14 protein-coding genes are annotated in these 15,776 nt (G+C 57.0%); 11 read left to right on the top strand and 3 right to left on the bottom strand.

The genetic code is table 11. The features are described from left to right. The first annotated feature begins 59 nt into the window (after positions 1-59). From der to V6942_RS15280, 7 genes are all read left to right on the top strand, one after another. The gene (gene der, locus V6942_RS15310) at positions 60-1,538 is read left to right on the top strand and encodes a ribosome biogenesis GTPase Der (protein WP_333501438.1); all 1,479 of its coding nucleotides are present in this window, start codon (positions 60-62) and stop codon (positions 1,536-1,538) included. Positions 1,539-1,721: 183 nt separating this feature from the next. Next, the gene (gene pxpA / locus V6942_RS15305) at positions 1,722-2,456 is read left to right on the top strand and encodes a 5-oxoprolinase subunit PxpA (RefSeq protein ID WP_333501437.1); all 735 of its coding nucleotides are present in this window, start codon (positions 1,722-1,724) and stop codon (positions 2,454-2,456) included. A 132-nt stretch (positions 2,457-2,588) separates the two neighbouring features. Further along, entirely contained in the window at positions 2,589-4,112 is a 1,524-nt protein-coding gene (locus tag V6942_RS15300; protein ID WP_333501436.1) for an EAL domain-containing protein, read from the top strand. 92 nt (positions 4,113-4,204) lie between these two features. Next, positions 4,205-4,450: a DUF2543 family protein gene (locus tag V6942_RS15295; protein ID WP_106924115.1), complete on the top strand. Its 246-nt coding sequence runs from the start codon at positions 4,205-4,207 to the stop codon at positions 4,448-4,450. Positions 4,451-4,495: 45 nt separating this feature from the next. Continuing rightward, complete coding sequence (gene metC, locus V6942_RS15290; RefSeq protein ID WP_182930195.1) at positions 4,496-5,677, top strand: cystathionine beta-lyase; 1,182 nt, start codon at positions 4,496-4,498, stop codon at positions 5,675-5,677. An 87-nt stretch (positions 5,678-5,764) separates the two neighbouring features. Further along, a complete protein-coding gene (locus tag V6942_RS15285; protein WP_333501435.1) occupies positions 5,765-6,856 on the top strand; it encodes a Gfo/Idh/MocA family oxidoreductase in 1,092 nt (363 codons plus the stop codon). Positions 6,857-6,907: 51 nt separating this feature from the next. Next, on the top strand, positions 6,908-7,129 hold the full coding sequence (locus V6942_RS15280; RefSeq protein WP_106924118.1) for a zinc ribbon domain-containing protein: 222 nt from the start codon (positions 6,908-6,910) through the stop codon (positions 7,127-7,129). Between the two features lie 124 nt (positions 7,130-7,253). On the opposite strand, the gene xseA is transcribed toward V6942_RS15280, so the two are convergent. After that, on the bottom strand, positions 7,254-8,630 hold the full coding sequence (xseA, locus tag V6942_RS15275) for an exodeoxyribonuclease VII large subunit (RefSeq protein ID WP_333501434.1): 1,377 nt from the start codon (positions 8,628-8,630) through the stop codon (positions 7,254-7,256). A gap of 160 nt (positions 8,631-8,790) precedes the next feature. On the opposite strand from xseA, the gene guaB reads away from it, so the two are divergent. From guaB to V6942_RS15255, 4 genes are all read left to right on the top strand, one after another. Further along, complete coding sequence (gene guaB, locus V6942_RS15270; RefSeq protein ID WP_106924120.1) at positions 8,791-10,257, top strand: IMP dehydrogenase; 1,467 nt, start codon at positions 8,791-8,793, stop codon at positions 10,255-10,257. Between the two features lie 69 nt (positions 10,258-10,326). After that, on the top strand, positions 10,327-11,904 hold the full coding sequence (guaA, locus tag V6942_RS15265) for a glutamine-hydrolyzing GMP synthase (RefSeq protein ID WP_106924121.1): 1,578 nt from the start codon (positions 10,327-10,329) through the stop codon (positions 11,902-11,904). A gap of 227 nt (positions 11,905-12,131) precedes the next feature. After that, positions 12,132-12,434, top strand: a complete 303-nt coding sequence (locus V6942_RS15260) for a hypothetical protein (RefSeq protein ID WP_333501433.1) — start codon at positions 12,132-12,134, stop codon at positions 12,432-12,434. Positions 12,435-12,482: 48 nt separating this feature from the next. Continuing rightward, positions 12,483-13,994, top strand: coding sequence for a hypothetical protein (locus V6942_RS15255; protein WP_333501432.1), 1,512 nt, complete (start codon positions 12,483-12,485; stop codon positions 13,992-13,994). A 43-nt stretch (positions 13,995-14,037) separates the two neighbouring features. Here V6942_RS15255 and V6942_RS15250 read toward each other — a convergent pair whose 3' ends face one another. Together V6942_RS15250 and V6942_RS15245 are read right to left on the bottom strand one after the other, a co-directional pair. Beyond that, complete coding sequence (locus V6942_RS15250) at positions 14,038-14,553, bottom strand: GNAT family N-acetyltransferase (protein ID WP_333501431.1); 516 nt, start codon at positions 14,551-14,553, stop codon at positions 14,038-14,040. Positions 14,554-14,558: 5 nt separating this feature from the next. Then, the gene (locus tag V6942_RS15245; protein ID WP_333501430.1) at positions 14,559-15,752 is read right to left on the bottom strand and encodes an MFS transporter; all 1,194 of its coding nucleotides are present in this window, start codon (positions 15,750-15,752) and stop codon (positions 14,559-14,561) included. Between the last annotated feature and the right edge of the window lie 24 nt (positions 15,753-15,776).

The following is a 15,776-nucleotide window of genomic DNA, read 5'->3' as shown; positions in this document are numbered from 1 at the left end:
AACGATGCATCGTCCGGCAACGCAGATTGTCACAAATTTTGAGTATATGAGGCTTTAACATGGTACCTGTGGTCGCGCTTGTCGGGCGCCCTAATGTTGGAAAATCCACGCTCTTTAACCGCCTGACGCGCACTCGTGATGCGCTGGTTGCGGATTTCCCGGGTCTGACTCGTGACCGTAAGTACGGTCGTGCTGAAGTTGAAGGGCGTGAATTTATTTGTATCGATACCGGCGGTATCGACGGCACGGAAGAAGGCGTCGAAACGCGCATGGCGGAACAGTCGCTGATGGCGATTGAAGAAGCCGACGTCGTGCTGTTTATGGTTGATGCGCGTGCGGGGCTGATGCCGGCGGATGAAGGCATCGCTAAACACCTGCGTTCACGCGAAAAGCCGACCTTCCTGGTGGCTAACAAAACCGACGGCATCGATCCGGACCAGGCGGTGGCCGACTTCTGGTCGCTGGGTCTCGGTGACATTCACCCGATCGCCGCTTCTCACGGTCGCGGCGTGACCAGCCTGCTGGAGCAGGTGCTGCTGCCGTTCGTTGACGACGTGAACCCGCCGGAAGAGGTGGATGAAGACGCCGAATATTGGGCAAAATTTGAGGCTGAGCAGAACGGCGAAGCGCCTGAAGAGCCGGAAGACGATTTTAACCCGCAGGATCTGCCGATTAAAATCGCTATCGTGGGCCGCCCGAACGTCGGTAAGTCAACGCTAACTAACCGTATTCTTGGCGAAGACCGCGTGGTGGTGTACGACATGCCGGGCACTACCCGTGACAGTATCTACATCCCGATGGAGCGCGATGAACGTGAATACGTCCTCATCGACACCGCAGGCGTGCGTAAGCGCGGTAAAGTCACCGATACGGTGGAGAAATTCTCGGTTATCAAAACATTGCAGGCCATTGAAGACGCTAACGTCTGTCTGCTGGTGATTGATGCGCGGGAAGGTATTTCTGACCAGGATCTGTCGCTGCTGGGCTTTATCCTCAATAGTGGGCGCTCACTGGTTATCGTCGTCAACAAGTGGGACGGCCTGAGCATGGAAGTCAAAGAGCAGGTGAAAGAAACCCTCGACTACCGTCTGGGCTTTATCGACTTTGCTCGCGTGCACTTTATTTCTGCGCTGCACGGCAGCGGCGTGGGTAACCTGTTCGAATCTATTCGCGAAGCGTATGACAGCTCGACCCGTCGCGTGGGTACCGCGATGCTGACCCGCATCATGACCATGGCCGCGGAAGATCATCAGCCGCCGCTGGTACGTGGCCGCCGCGTGAAGCTGAAGTATGCCCACGCCGGTGGTTATAACCCGCCGATCGTGGTGATTCACGGTAACCAGGTAAAAGATCTGCCGGATTCATACAAACGCTACCTGATGAACTACTTCCGTAAGTCGCTGGATGTGATGGGTACGCCTATTCGTATTCAGTTCAAGGAAGGTGAAAACCCGTATGCAAACAAACGTAATACGCTGACGCCGACCCAGATGCGTAAACGTAAGCGATTGATTAAACACATCAAGAAAAGCAAGTAAGCGTTGAATCAATATCACAAGAAGCCCGCGTAGCGGGCTTTTTTTATGGGCGCACGGCGGTCGCCAGGAAAATGATGATGAGGCATTATGACACCGCAGCGATCTGCTATAGTCGAACGGCAATCGACGTGCATAGCGATAGCGTCGATTCTCACCCGGCTAAAGGTAAAGAGCGGCTCTACGATGATGATTGATTTAAACGCCGATCTCGGCGAAGGCTGTGCGAATGACGGTGCGCTGATGCCGTTGATTACGTCCGCCAATATTGCCTGTGGCTTCCACGCCGGTGATGCGCAGACGATGCGTCAGAGCGTGCTGCTGGCGCAGCGGTATGGCGTGGCCATTGGGGCCCATCCCAGTTTTCCCGATCGGGAAAACTTTGGCCGCACCGCTATGCTGTTAGCGCCTGACGTTGTCTACGCCCAGATGCTGTATCAAATTGGCGCGCTGGCGGCCATCACGCGCGCGCAAGGCGGGACGATATCTCACGTTAAGCCTCACGGCATGCTCTACAACCAGGCGGCTGCGTCACCGGCGCTTGCCGACGCCATCGCCAGGGCGACAAAAGATATCGATTCTGCGCTGATGCTGGTAGGGCTAGCGGGCAGCGAGCTCATTCGCGCGGGAGAACGTTACGGCCTGACCACGCGGGAGGAAGTCTTCGCCGACCGTGGTTATCTGGCTGATGGCTCGCTGGTGCCACGCCACGAGCCAGGGGCGATGATTCAGGATGAAGAAGAAGCGGTGACGCGCACGCTTGAAATGGTGCTGAACGGCCGCGTGAAAAGCCGTGACGGTATCTGGACGAAGGTAAAGGCGCAGACGGTCTGCCTGCACGGCGATGGTGAGCAGGCGCTGGCCTTTGCCCGACGGTTGCGTGCGGCCTTTGACGCCCACCGGATTGAGATACGGGCCTGAAGCCATGCATGGCGTTAAATAGGATTGGGTGATGGCGATATCCGATTCTTTCAACCATGATTTTGGTATTCGCCGCTGTTAGCGAACAGGTGTCAGCAGGAGGAAATCGCTTCTTTCGCCCGGGACGTCACTATGCGCAACGCACTTCTGCCCACAATCGCCGCGGTCAGTCTTTTTCTGACCGGAGTGTTTATTTTGAATACCCAACTCTGGTTTTCCTCGCGCGCTGAAAGCCTCAGCGGCGCGCAATATGCGGCAAAGAGTATCAATCTTATTCTGGATGAAGCGGCACGGGCGACTCAAACGGCGATGAATATCGCGGCGACGGGATGCGATCTGGATGGCCAGTATCGGCTTGGCATTGATGCCGCGCTGGAACCGCATTTACGTACCGTCGTCATTATCAAACGGGGAGCGGTGTGGTGTTCGTCGCTACCGGGTAACCGCATTATGCTCTCGACGGTCCCGCCGTTATCGGCAAGCCATTTGTTGCTGGCGCCCGCCGTCGACATGGCGAACGGGCAACCGGTGCTGATCTATAACACGCAATTTGACGATAGCCATATTCTGGTGACCATCAGCGATCGGCATATTCGCAGCGCGCTCAGCGTACCGCTAAAAGGGGTCAACTATGCCCTAAGGGTGAACGATGCCGCGATTGGTGTTTCTGATGATGTGACGGCGCTAGCGGGCAACCTAACCTATAACGCGCAGGTCAATTCCGAAAAATATCCTTTTAGCATTGTCTACCGTCAACCGCCGCTATGGAGTCTGCAACGGCTGATCGCGCACGGGCTGGGCATTCTGTTATTTCTGCTGTTTATTTCCATCGTGACGGCCTACGTCCTCAATAAATACCTTAATAAAGACGTGACGCCGGAAGAACGGCTACGTCGGGCGATTCGCCGCGGCGAAATTGTTCCTTTTTACCATATGGTGGTGAACGGCAGGGAGGGGACGCTGCGCGGTGTTGAGGTTCTTGCGCGCTGGAAGCATCCGCGTGCCGGGTATCTCTCCCCGGCATCGTTTATTCCCCTGGCAGAGAAAACCGGGCTGATCGTATCGCTGACGCAAAGCCTGATGGCGCAGGTGGTCGCTAATATGAATGCGATCGCCGTCAAGCTGCCGGAAGGTTTTCATGTCGGCATTAACTTCAGCGCATCGCATATCTCGCGACCGGATTTTGTCGACGAGTGCCTGCGGTTTAAAGAAAGCTTCTTGCGTCAGGATCTTAACCTGGTGCTTGAGGTGACCGAGCGTGAACCCCTGCACGTTGATGAAGCGTTAATACAGACGCTGAATACGTTGCATAAAGTGGGTTTCGTGATCGCCCTGGATGATTTCGGTACCGGGTACTCGGGATTGTCATATCTCCATGATTTACATATTGATTATATTAAAATCGATCAAGGTTTTGTCGCCCGGGTCAACGAAGACCCGGATTCGACGCGGATCCTCGATTGCGTGCTGGATCTGGCCCGTAAGCTCTCGCTCAGCATTGTGGCCGAAGGCGTTGAAACAAAGGCGCAGCTCGACTACCTCAACAAAAACGAGATTACCTTCCAGCAGGGATACTATTTCTATAAGCCGGTTAAATTTACCGAATTTGTGAAAATCCTGCTGTCAAAACCGAAAGTGAAGGTGAACGTGGAGTAAATCCGTGGCGAGTATGCAAACGGCCGTTGACCTCGTAGCGCTTAACGTAGGATAGTCACCGTTTTGCAGGCATTCATTCCAGGAGCTGTGTTATGACTAACGAAATCCCGCTGAAATTTTATGACATCGTCGATGAATATGCGACCGAAGCCGCTCAGGCCGTCGGCGATGACGAACGCGACGCGCTGGCGCACTATTTCCAGCTGCTTATTACGCGCTTAATGAACAACGAAGAGATCAGCGAAGAGGCGCAGCAGGAGATGGCCGTTGCGGCGGGCATTAAAGCACAGCGTATTGATGATATTGCAGAATTCCTCAATCAATGGGGTAACGAGTAACGCTATTTCGCGTCGGCACGGCCGCTGAACGGTACGAGGTAAGTTATGGGACATCGCTCCACTTCCGATTTAAATATCAGTACGCAGCTCACTCAGCTTGGTCGGGACACCACCCGCCAGGCGGGGTTTGTTAATGCGCCGATTTATCGCGGCTCAACGGTGGTTTTCCCGACGGTTGACGATCTGGAACATAATCGCGCCGAGTTTAACTACGGCACGATGGGAACGCCGACCATCGCCAGTCTGGAAAACGCCTGGAGCGCGCTGGCGGGGGCCGCCGGAACGGTGTTGTCGCCATCGGGGCTGGGGGCGATTTCTCTGGCGCTGCTGACCACGCTGAAAGCAGGCGATCACCTGCTGATGCCCGACAGCGTGTACCGCCCGACCCGCAACTTCTGCGCCGGTATGCTGGCAAAAATGGGGATTGAAACCACCTACTACGACCCGCTGATCGGGGCCAATATCGCTTCGCTCTTCCGGGCGAACACGACCACGCTGTTCCTTGAGTCTCCCGGTTCGCAGAGCTTTGAAATTCAGGATGTTCCGGCGATGACGCGGGCGGCGAAAGCGCGGGGGATTGCGACCATCATCGACAATACCTGGGCGACACCCATTTTCTTCCGTGCCCACGAGCACGGCTGCGACCTCGCGCTTGAGGCGGGAACGAAGTACCTCGGCGGTCACTCTGATCTGCTGATGGGTCTGGTCTCGGCGAATGAGGCCTGGTGGCCCCAACTGCGAAAAACCTACGACCTGATGGCGATGCTGCCCGGTGCTGAAGACTGCTTCCTGGCGCTACGCGGGCTGCGCACGCTGCATCTGCGCGTTAAAGAAGCTGAACAGCGCGGTCTGGAGATGGCGCGCTGGCTGCAAACGCGGCCGGAAGTGATGAGGGTGCTGCACCCGGCGCTGCCTGAATGCCCGGGCCATGAGCTCTGGAAGCGCGATTTCACCGGGTCTACCGGGCTGTTTTCGCTGGTGCTGAAGCCGGAGTTCACCCGTGCGGGCGTGGCAAACATGTTGGATCATATGCGTATTTTTGCGATGGGCTATTCATGGGGTGGTTTTGAAAGTCTGATTATTCCCTTCAACTGCGCGGACTACCGCACCGCCACGCGCTGGCAGCCTGGCGGGCTGACGTTGCGTATTCAGGTCGGGCTGGAAGACATGGACGATCTGAAAACCGATCTGGCGGCTGGGTTTGAGCGCCTGTGCGCCGTGCGATAACCGCAATACGCCATCGCGGACAATTTTCTGCGCTGGCGCTTCATGCATAATGCCGCTATCTCGTTTTCCTGCACATGAGTCGATGCGATGAATATTGGATTTGTTGGCCTGGGGGCGGTGGTTGAGACGGCGTATCTCCCGGCCCTGAAGGCGCTGTCGCTGCCCGTCACGGCGCTCTGGGGCTATGACCGCAACCCGCAGCGGTTGCTGCCGGGCGTGACGCCCTGTGATTCTCTTGCCGCGCTGCTGGCGCAACCTATTGATACGTTGTTTATTACCACCATTTCGCTTCAGCATCTGCCGGTGCTCGAACAGGCGCTGCGTTCGTCGATTCCGCGTATTGTGGTGGAGAAGCCGATTGCCGCCACGCTGGCTCAGCTTACCGACCTCCGCCGCCTGCTTATGGTGCCGGAAAACGCGTGCCGCGTGCTGGCGTTGGATCACTGGATGGCCCGTGACGGCGCGCTGTGTCTGGCGCAGGGAAATATGGACGCCCGCTGGAGTCCTGAACGCGGCGCCGCGATTGGCCGAGCGCCGGTCGCCTCGCTGGCCGATATTGTTAGCCTTGATGGCTTTCTGCTGGAGCCGAGTGGCTTTAACGCCGCCGGTGAGCCGATCGCGCTGAATTTTGCCACCGGCGAGCCCGATACCCGCCAGCTACGCCACCCTGACGGCGTGATTGCCGACATTGGCACTCATGTGCTGGCGATGATGCGTGAGACGGTGCGCTATCTCGGCGGTAGCGATGAGATCCAACTGGTGGCGGAACAGGTGAAAGACCGGCTGGGGCGGCCTATCGTGTATGGCGATACCGAAACGGCGGAAGGGGAGGCGCACCTCAAAGGCACGCTGGGCCATATTCCGGTTAACCTATGGCTGAACAAATACGCCGGGCCGGGCGTTGAGCGCAAAGGGATCCGTATTTATCTGCGCGATGGACGTATTATCAGTCAGACCCGTGCCCCCGGTGGTGAAAGCGTGGAGCTGATTGATGGCGATCGCGTGATGCGCTGGGCGCGACCGGGTGCCATTTATGCGCACTGTCTCGCAGAGCAAATCCTCGGCAAGCGCAGCCTGTTTTTCCGCGCGCCGGATGAAGTGGCAAAACTCACTCAGCGGCGCATGGCGGAAGTGGAGACGCTTTTACGTATCCAGCAGCAGCTACGCGGGGACCATTGAGCGGTGAGTCGTGGTAAAATAGCGGCACAAGAACCGCGTTAAGGAGTCGTCATGGAATTCATCTGCCCAACCTGTCAGTCCTCGCTGGAGGTGCTGGGTAACCAGGCACACTGCGACCACTGCGAGAAAGATTTTACGCTGGAGGCGCGCTGCCCGGAATGCCACAAACCGTTGGAGGTGTTGAAAGCCTGCGGCGCGGTGGACTACTTCTGCCAGAACGGCCACGGCCTGATATCGAAAAAGCGGGTGGAGTGGGTGCCGGTCGGCGAATAATTTTACGGTGGTAGCACGTTTAGGCCTGGCGGCGGTTGCGCCTTACCCGGCCTACGTGCGTTTGTGCCCGACGGTAGGCCTGATAAGCGAAGCGCCATCAGGCATTGGCCTTATCATCGGCCTCTTACAACGCTTTTTTACGCGCTCGCGTTTTCTTCTGTGCGGTGACCGTGCGGATTTCACTTTCTACCCAGCCGTCTGCCAGACGCGTAGTCAGCATCTCTCCCGCCTTCGCCTGCTTCGTTTGCTTCAGTACTTTGCCATCGCTGGCGGTCGTGACGCTGTAGCCACGGGCAAGCGTAGCCAGCGGGCTGACGGCTTCCAGATGGGTGACCGCATTGCCAAAGCGCTCGCGCTGCTCGCTTAGCCGCGCGCGAATATTTTCCGCCAGTCGATACTCCAGCTGTTGCACCCGTGACTGCGCGCGATGAATGCGCGGCTGCGGGTTCTGCTGGTTCAGCCGCTGTAGCATGCGCTGCTGGCGCTGATTGGCTTGCTTGATCTGATTTTCCAGCGCGACGCTCATGCGCTGACGCAGCCTTTCCAACGTTGTTTGCTGGCGCGCCAGACGCAGCTGCGGGTGCTGCTGCTGAAGCCGATGCTGAATTTGCGTAAAGCGGCGGTGGCGATTCGCCAGATAATAATCCATCGCCATTTCCAGACGCTGCTGCGCATTTTGCACCTGACGCAGCAGCTCCTGCTGGTTACGGCTGACGATTTCCGCCGCCGCCGACGGCGTTGGCGCGCGCAGATCGCCGACGAAATCGGCGATGGTGACATCGGTTTCGTGGCCGACGGCGCTGACCACCGGGATGCGGCTGGCGAAAATCGCCCGCGCCACCCGTTCGTCGTTAAAGCTCCACAAATCTTCCAGCGAGCCGCCGCCGCGCCCGACGATTAATACGCCACACTCGCCGCGGGCGTTTGCCAGCTCAATAGCGCGCACAATCTGCCCCGGCGCATCGTCGCCCTGCACGGCAGTGGGGTAAATTACCACCGGCAGCGACGGATCGCGACGCTTAAGGACGTGGAGAATATCGTGCAGCGCCGCGCCGGTTTTCGAGGTAATGACCCCGACGCAGTGGGCCGGGGAGGGCAGCGGCTGTTTGAACTGCTGGTCGAACAAGCCTTCGGCCTGTAGCTTCGCTTTGAGCTGTTCATATTTTTGCTGCAACAGCCCTTCGCCCGCAGGCTGCATACTTTCGACGATAATCTGGTAGTCGCCGCGCGGTTCGTACAGCGTAATGTTGGCGCGCACCAGTACCTGCTGCCCGTGCTGCGGGCGGAAGGTGACCCGACGGTTGCTGTTGCGGAACATCGCGCAGCGTACCTGGGCGTTATCGTCTTTTAAAGTGAAGTACCAGTGGCCGGAAGAGGGCTGGGTAAAGTTAGAGATCTCGCCGCTTATCCACACCTGGCCCATCTCGCGTTCGAGCAGTAGGCGCACCGACTGATTCAGGCGGCTAACGGTAAAAATTGCGGGGCTTTGAGAAGATAACATGTGAGCGGGATCAAATTCTAAATCAGCAGGTTATTCAGTCGATAGTAACCTGCTGCCGGGTGAGTGCAAGCCTTTTATGCAAAAAAGTGTGGATGCAATCGCTTACGCTCTGTATAATGCCGCGGCAATATTTAATAACCTCCCAGGTGAGATATTGCCCATGCTACGTATCGCAAAAGAAGCCCTGACGTTTGACGACGTCCTCCTCGTTCCCGCTCATTCTACCGTTCTGCCGAACACGGCTGACCTTAGCACTCAGCTGACCAAAACTATTCGTCTGAACATTCCTATGCTCTCTGCGGCAATGGACACCGTGACTGAAGCGCGCCTGGCAATTGCCCTGGCACAGGAAGGCGGCATCGGTTTTATCCACAAAAATATGTCCATCGAGCGTCAGGCGGAAGAAGTTCGCCGCGTGAAAAAACACGAGTCCGGCGTCGTGACCGACCCGCAAACCGTGCTGCCGACCACCACCCTGGAAGAAGTTAAAGCGCTGACCGAGCGTAACGGCTTCGCGGGCTATCCGGTTGTGACCGAAGACAACGAACTGGTCGGCATCATCACCGGCCGTGACGTGCGCTTCGTGACCGACCTGAGCCAGCCGGTGAGCGTTTATATGACGCCGAAAGAGCGCCTGGTTACCGTTCGTGAAGGTGAATCACGTGAAGTGGTGTTCGCTAAAATGCACGAACGTCGCGTGGAAAAAGCGCTGGTGGTTGACGATAGCTTCCACCTGCTGGGCATGATTACCGTTAAAGACTTCAAAAAAGCCGAACGTAAACCGAACGCCTGTAAAGATGAAAAAGGCCGTCTGCGCGTTGGTGCTGCGGTGGGCGCGGGTGCGGGCAACGAAGAGCGCGTTGATGCGCTGGTTGCCGCTGGCGTTGACGTGCTGCTGATTGACTCCTCTCACGGCCACTCTGAAGGCGTGCTGCAGCGCATTCGTGAAACCCGTGCGAAATACCCGGATCTGCAAATCATCGGCGGTAACGTGGCGACCGGTGCGGGCGCCCGCGCGCTGGCTGAAGCCGGCTGCAGCGCAGTGAAAGTCGGTATCGGCCCGGGTTCCATTTGTACGACTCGTATCGTGACCGGCGTCGGTGTACCGCAGATCACTGCCGTTTCCGACGCGGTTGAAGCGCTGGAAGGCACCGGTATTCCGGTTATCGCCGACGGCGGTATTCGTTTTTCCGGTGACATCGCTAAAGCGATTGCCGCGGGCGCTGCTGCCGTCATGGTTGGCTCTATGCTGGCGGGTACCGAAGAATCCCCGGGCGAAATCGAACTGTATCAGGGGCGTTCTTATAAGTCTTATCGCGGTATGGGTTCTCTGGGCGCGATGTCCAAAGGTTCTTCTGACCGTTACTTCCAGAGCGATAACGCCGCGGACAAACTGGTGCCGGAAGGTATCGAAGGCCGCGTAGCCTATAAAGGCCGCCTGAAAGAGATCATTCACCAGCAGATGGGCGGCCTGCGCTCCTGTATGGGTCTGACCGGTTGTGGTACCATCGACCTGCTGCGTACGAAGGCTGAATTCGTGCGTATCAGCGGTGCGGGTATCCAGGAAAGCCACGTTCACGACGTGACCATCACCAAAGAGTCCCCGAACTACCGTCTGGGCTCCTGATTAGTTTCCGCGCCCGGTTCTGAACCGGGCGTTTTGTTTTTGTTTCACTTGCCTCGGAATGATCGTCAAATGACAGACAATATTCATAAACATCGCATTCTTATTCTCGATTTCGGATCGCAGTACACCCAGCTGGTAGCGCGTCGCGTACGTGAACTGGGCGTTTACTGTGAACTGTGGGCGTGGGATGTTACTGAAGCACAAATCCGTGAGTTCAACCCGAGCGGTATCATCCTCTCCGGCGGCCCGGAAAGCACCACCGAAGCAAACAGCCCGCGCGCGCCAGAATACGTGTTCAATGCAGGTGTTCCGGTATTCGGCGTGTGCTACGGCATGCAGACCATGGCGATGCAGCTTGGCGGCCACGTTGAAAGTTCCACCGAGCGTGAGTTCGGCTATGCGCAGGTTGAAGTGCAGACCGACAGCGCGCTGATCCGCGGTATTGAAGATGCCCTCACCGCCGACGGTAAACCGCTGCTCGACGTGTGGATGAGCCACGGCGACAAAGTGACCGCGATCCCGGAAGGCTTCGTCACCGTTGCCAGCACCGAGACCTGCCCGTTCGCCATTATGGCGCACGAAGAAAAACGCTTCTACGGCGTGCAGTTCCACCCGGAAGTGACCCATACCCGTCAGGGCCTGCGTATGCTGGAGCGTTTTGTACGCGACATCTGCCAGTGTGAAGCGCTGTGGACCCCGGCTAAAATTATCGACGATGCCGTTGCCCGCATTCGCGAGCAGGTTGGCGACGATAAAGTGATCCTCGGCCTGTCCGGCGGCGTAGATTCCTCCGTAACCGCAATGCTGCTGCACCGTGCGATCGGCAAAAACCTGACCTGCGTATTCGTGGATAACGGTCTGCTGCGCCTGAACGAAGCACAGCAGGTCATGGATATGTTTGGTGACCACTTCGGCCTGAATATCGTTCACGTTGAAGGTGAGCAGCGCTTCCTGGATGCGCTGAAAGGCGAGAACGATCCGGAAGCGAAACGTAAGATCATCGGCCGCGTATTCGTTGAAGTGTTCGACGAAGAAGCGCTGAAGCTGGAAGACGTGAAATGGCTGGCGCAGGGCACTATCTACCCTGACGTGATCGAATCTGCCGCTTCGGCTACCGGTAAAGCGCACGTCATCAAATCTCACCATAACGTCGGCGGCCTGCCGAAAGAGATGAAGATGGGTCTGGTTGAACCGCTGCGTGAGCTGTTCAAAGACGAAGTGCGTAAGATTGGTCTGGAGCTGGGCCTGCCGTACGACATGCTGTACCGTCACCCGTTCCCGGGGCCGGGTCTCGGCGTTCGCGTGCTGGGCGAAGTGAAGAAAGAGTACTGCGACCTGTTGCGTCGCGCGGATGCTATCTTCATCGAAGAACTGCACAAAGCCGACCTGTACAACAAAGTCAGCCAGGCGTTCACCGTATTCCTGCCGGTACGTTCCGTTGGCGTCATGGGCGATGGCCGCAAATACGACTGGGTTGTTTCCCTGCGTGCGGTAGAAACCATCGACTTTATGACCGCGCACTGGGCGCACCTGCCGTATGACTTCTTAGGCCGGGTGTCTAACCGTATCATCAACGAAGTGAACGGCATTTCCCGCGTGGTGTATGACATCAGCGGTAAGCCGCCAGCGACGATTGAGTGGGAATAATTTAACGTCTGGCATCTCGCTAAACGTAAACCGAGTAAACACTTCTAAGCCCGCGTAATAGCGGGCTTTTTTTTGCCCGGACTTTCTCGGTATTGCGCTGATGGCGGGCCGCGGTCGTGCGCTTTTTTATCGCGCATGGCATTTAATAGGGCACAACGGGGGGAAGGTGACCCATACAGCATAAACGCTATGGGAAACTGGGTTCCTCATCAACGAGGAGGACCAGTATGACAACGCCAAAAAATCCCTATAAGGGCCTGTACACCGCCGGTAACAATCATTATCACGGCGTGAAGTCGATCGCTGAATTTGGTGCACTCGATCACGCCCACGCCCTGGCGCATGTGTTGATCCAGGATGGAAAAGTATCGACAGAGGAGGAAGCGCTCTCATTAGCCAACTTCGAAGTTCAACGGCTAAAGTGGAACAATGATGGTTTTCAGGGCAACCGCAGAGCGCGTGATAAGCTTCGCGCTGAGAAAGCGTCCCGCAAGGGTAAGATGCAGTTTAAAGCGGTAGAGGCTGAATAATCGGCCCGGTAAAAAGTCGTGTTATTTATTCAGGTGGCTATTGCGTAGGTGACCGGCGCAATGGCTGCCTGCAATAGGCAAGCCAGTGAGGCCATGATGAGAAAACTATTCGAATATGAAACGAAACGCGTTTTACCGCGCATTGAAGCCATTTTATCCGTGGAAGAAGATCGTCGCGGGGAGCTGCGAGGGTGGATTCGCCAGAGCAAGTTTAATGATGACATAGAGCGCTTTTCTGATATTTCCAACGCCGCGACGATGAAGCTTAACGCCCAGTGGACGAAGGCCATTCTGGCAGCGCTGCCCGATACGTTTTGGTCCGTGAGCCAGGAAGGGTTGGCTCAGCTTGATAAAACGGGCTCTGCCGCGTCTTTGCGTCTGCTGTCTACCGTGTGGGAAGGGGCCGAGCAGGAAAAATCAATTTTGCACCAGAAGGTGCGTAAAGAGGTGATGCAGGACTTGCTCAATCGTATTCCTGTGGCCGATCGTCGGGCGTATAAAGACATGCTGCACTGGGTTGATAGTCAGGAGGGGGAGTCGGGGACGTCTTGCGGAGAAACGCGATTCGGCCTGAGGTTAAATAGCCTGGAACGTATGATGGATTCGATGGTAGCGCATCAGGACCTGCTATGGCGCAAGAAAACGCGGTTGGATGACGCACAAACCACGCCGGTGGCGATACGCGAGGAGTTTTCCACGATTGCGCTAAGAAAAATGTGCCACTTTATTGACCAATGCTGTGCATACGGCAATGACCATCTTACCGTGCCGGACAGCCTGCTAGCTTTACTGTCGGCACATATGTCATGCAATAAAGCCGTGCTGGAGTACGCGGCGATGAACAATCGAGGACGTGAGGCGCAGGAAATGACGGTCAGTTTTTTGCGTGCGTTAAATCCACTGGGTATTCAGGAAGTGCCCGTCGCGTTTGACGCGTTGAGCCCGGAGTCGTGCGAGCGCGCTATTTTCACGACGATGCAGACGTGGTTTGGCTATCAGGGCTCTTTTATTCAGAGCGGGACATTCTTTGCCAAACATATGACCCATTCAGATATTCGGGCCATTGTGAAGCTGAGCCGCGAGCTGCAAGAGGCCTATATCGTGTCGCGGGGTTCTAATCTCATGCTCCCGAAGGAGCAAGCTCAACAAAGTCACGGAGGATCGCAGAATCGATTTATCTTTGCGCTGGTACTGGCGGCGGCCTTTTATAGCAAAATGCGCACCGATCGGGAGTTTGCGGTCGGGAAAAATGCGTCGTACGCCGTTTTTCCTGACCGGCAGTCCATTAAGCGTGGTGATTCATTGAGTGTCCATGCCAGGGATGTGCTTCTCAAAGCATATGGTCTGGTTTTCTTTGGCAATCAAGGCTGGGATTTGCTCGCCGAGGGTATTGAACAGTATGCCGAAGGCACCGAAGTTCGCCGTTTGCACAACCAGGCCATGTTGCTGTATGCCGTAAAGGGGCGCACAGCGAAAGCGTTAATGGGCCTTTATGACTGCCTCACGCAGCTGCCGTTTGAGCCTGATAGGGTGTTTACGCGTATCGGCATGAAGGCTTAATGATGCGCGCTGCAGAGCGTCTCCTTTGGTGCCGGGCCGCTGGTTATCCGCGATGTCGTATAAACAGTAAGCTCGGCTCCTGCCCCGGCACATCATCAATCTCCCTATCCAGCGTTAACCCACAGTTCAGCAGTACTTTCTGCGATGCCAGATGATTTTTGCGTACGATGCCCACAAGCTCGTCAAGCTCAAGCGTGGTAAAGGCATAGTCCACGGCGGCCAGAGCGAACTCTGTCGCCAGCCCTTTACCCCATGCGTCGGGGGAGAAGCGGTAGCCAAGATTGTTCACCTGACCGTCGGGATACTCGACGATACGCACGCCGCCAAAGCCGATGACCCGCGCCGGGGCGTCGCGTAGGCTCATAGCCCAGTTGCCGAAGCCATAGGTTTGCTGATGGGCAAGCCAGCCCGTCAGCACGCGGCGTGAGTGCTCAATATCGGCGTGCGGACCCGCAGGGTTAAAGGTGTTGGTTGCCGGATCGCCGTAGATCCGATAAAGCGCATCAAGGTCGGTGACGGCCACGGGGCGCAGGATCAGGCGTTCGGTTTGCAGGTGCATCAGGATTATCCTTGCCGATAGGGTGATTTATTACACGTTTTTGTGCTGTGAGCAGTCTGGCACAGCGCAATGGTCGCCGCCAGCGCGAAGACAACCAGCGCCAGCACGGTGGAAACGTGAAGGCTGCCGCGAATCCCAATCGTCTGGTTCAGCCAGGCGTAGGCAAAGGGCGAGATGGCGGCCAGCAGTTGGGCAGGAATCAGCAGGACACCGGTGCGTCGGGCATAATCTTCGGCGGCGAAAAGCTGAAGTGGCAGCGTGGCCTTAAACACCGTGGTCAGGCCGTTGATCGCCCCATAGCCAAAGATAAACCCCCCCGCGGCCCAGGCAATATGCGTGCTGCTGATACCGAGGGCAAAGCACAGCGGGATAAATAGCGTGGTGAGCAGCGTCAGTTTGATTGGCGTAAGCGCCGACCCTGAGGCGACTTCCAGAAAGCGTGCGCCGGTCTGCCCGATTCCCCACAGTATGCCCACGGTGATGGGAAGACCGTGGCTCGCAATAAACTCCGGCAGATGGGTTGAGGTGCCGTTGGAAATAAAGGTCACCAGCGCAATCAATACGGCATACAGCAGGCCCATTCGCCGGTCCTGAGAAGAAATTGATGCGGATTGTCGCGCGGGAGTCTTCGGTAGCGTTTGGTTTGGCATTCGCCACAGCAGCAGGGCGCTGATGAGCCCCAGCAGGCTATAAACCAGCAGCGCATGGCGCCAGTCGGTCAGAATTAACAGTGCGCTGCCCAGCGGCCAGAACAGCGCCGAGGCCAGCCCGCCCGCGAGCGTTACGCGAGAGATGGTTGGCCTGGCCCGATGGCCGTAAAGATTCACCAGTGCGGCGAACAGGCCGTCATAGAGCGCCAGACGCATCCCGATGCCGGAAATAAACCAGACGCAATACCAGCCGGCCAGGCTATGCACGACAGACATCGTCAGGCAGCCCACGGCAATCAGCAGCGTACCGCCCATCACCACGCGCTGGCCGCCGGAATAGGCCAGCAGGCGGGCAACCCACGGCGAGAATAGCGCCATCGTGAGCATCGCCAGCGTGAGCCCGCCGTAGATATGCGTGGGCGGCCAGCCGGTGTCCTGAGCAATAGCCCGGGCAAAGGTACCCGGCATATAAAATGAGATCCCCCAGTTGATCAGCTGATTGACGCCGGCGGCGAGGGTAACGGAGAACGGTGCGGCAGGTGTTTTCATTATCTTCTCGTGAGTGATGCAGTT

The organism is Kluyvera genomosp. 2, from assembly GCF_036759865.1.
Taxonomy (GTDB): Bacteria; Pseudomonadota; Gammaproteobacteria; order Enterobacterales; family Enterobacteriaceae; genus Kluyvera; species Kluyvera ascorbata_B.
The sequence above is the reverse complement of the archived record's forward strand: the minus strand, read 5'-3'. Positions and strand labels throughout refer to the sequence as shown.

What these genes read in the sequence shown, in the direction of transcription:
- der (WP_333501438.1), top strand. Translation starts at nt 60, where the DNA reads ATGGTACCTGTGGTCGCGCTTGTCGGGCGCCCTAATGTTGGAAAATCC.
- pxpA (WP_333501437.1), top strand. Translation starts at nt 1,722, where the DNA reads ATGATGATTGATTTAAACGCCGATCTCGGCGAAGGCTGTGCGAATGAC.
- V6942_RS15300 (WP_333501436.1), top strand. Translation starts at nt 2,589, where the DNA reads ATGCGCAACGCACTTCTGCCCACAATCGCCGCGGTCAGTCTTTTTCTG.
- V6942_RS15295 (WP_106924115.1), top strand. Translation starts at nt 4,205, where the DNA reads ATGACTAACGAAATCCCGCTGAAATTTTATGACATCGTCGATGAATAT.
- metC (WP_182930195.1), top strand. Translation starts at nt 4,496, where the DNA reads ATGGGACATCGCTCCACTTCCGATTTAAATATCAGTACGCAGCTCACT.
- V6942_RS15285 (WP_333501435.1), top strand. Translation starts at nt 5,765, where the DNA reads ATGAATATTGGATTTGTTGGCCTGGGGGCGGTGGTTGAGACGGCGTAT.
- V6942_RS15280 (WP_106924118.1), top strand. Translation starts at nt 6,908, where the DNA reads ATGGAATTCATCTGCCCAACCTGTCAGTCCTCGCTGGAGGTGCTGGGT.
- xseA (WP_333501434.1), bottom strand. Translation starts at nt 8,630, where the DNA reads ATGTTATCTTCTCAAAGCCCCGCAATTTTTACCGTTAGCCGCCTGAAT.
- guaB (WP_106924120.1), top strand. Translation starts at nt 8,791, where the DNA reads ATGCTACGTATCGCAAAAGAAGCCCTGACGTTTGACGACGTCCTCCTC.
- guaA (WP_106924121.1), top strand. Translation starts at nt 10,327, where the DNA reads ATGACAGACAATATTCATAAACATCGCATTCTTATTCTCGATTTCGGA.
- V6942_RS15260 (WP_333501433.1), top strand. Translation starts at nt 12,132, where the DNA reads ATGACAACGCCAAAAAATCCCTATAAGGGCCTGTACACCGCCGGTAAC.
- V6942_RS15250 (WP_333501431.1), bottom strand. Translation starts at nt 14,553, where the DNA reads ATGCACCTGCAAACCGAACGCCTGATCCTGCGCCCCGTGGCCGTCACC.
- V6942_RS15245 (WP_333501430.1), bottom strand. Translation starts at nt 15,752, where the DNA reads ATGAAAACACCTGCCGCACCGTTCTCCGTTACCCTCGCCGCCGGCGTC.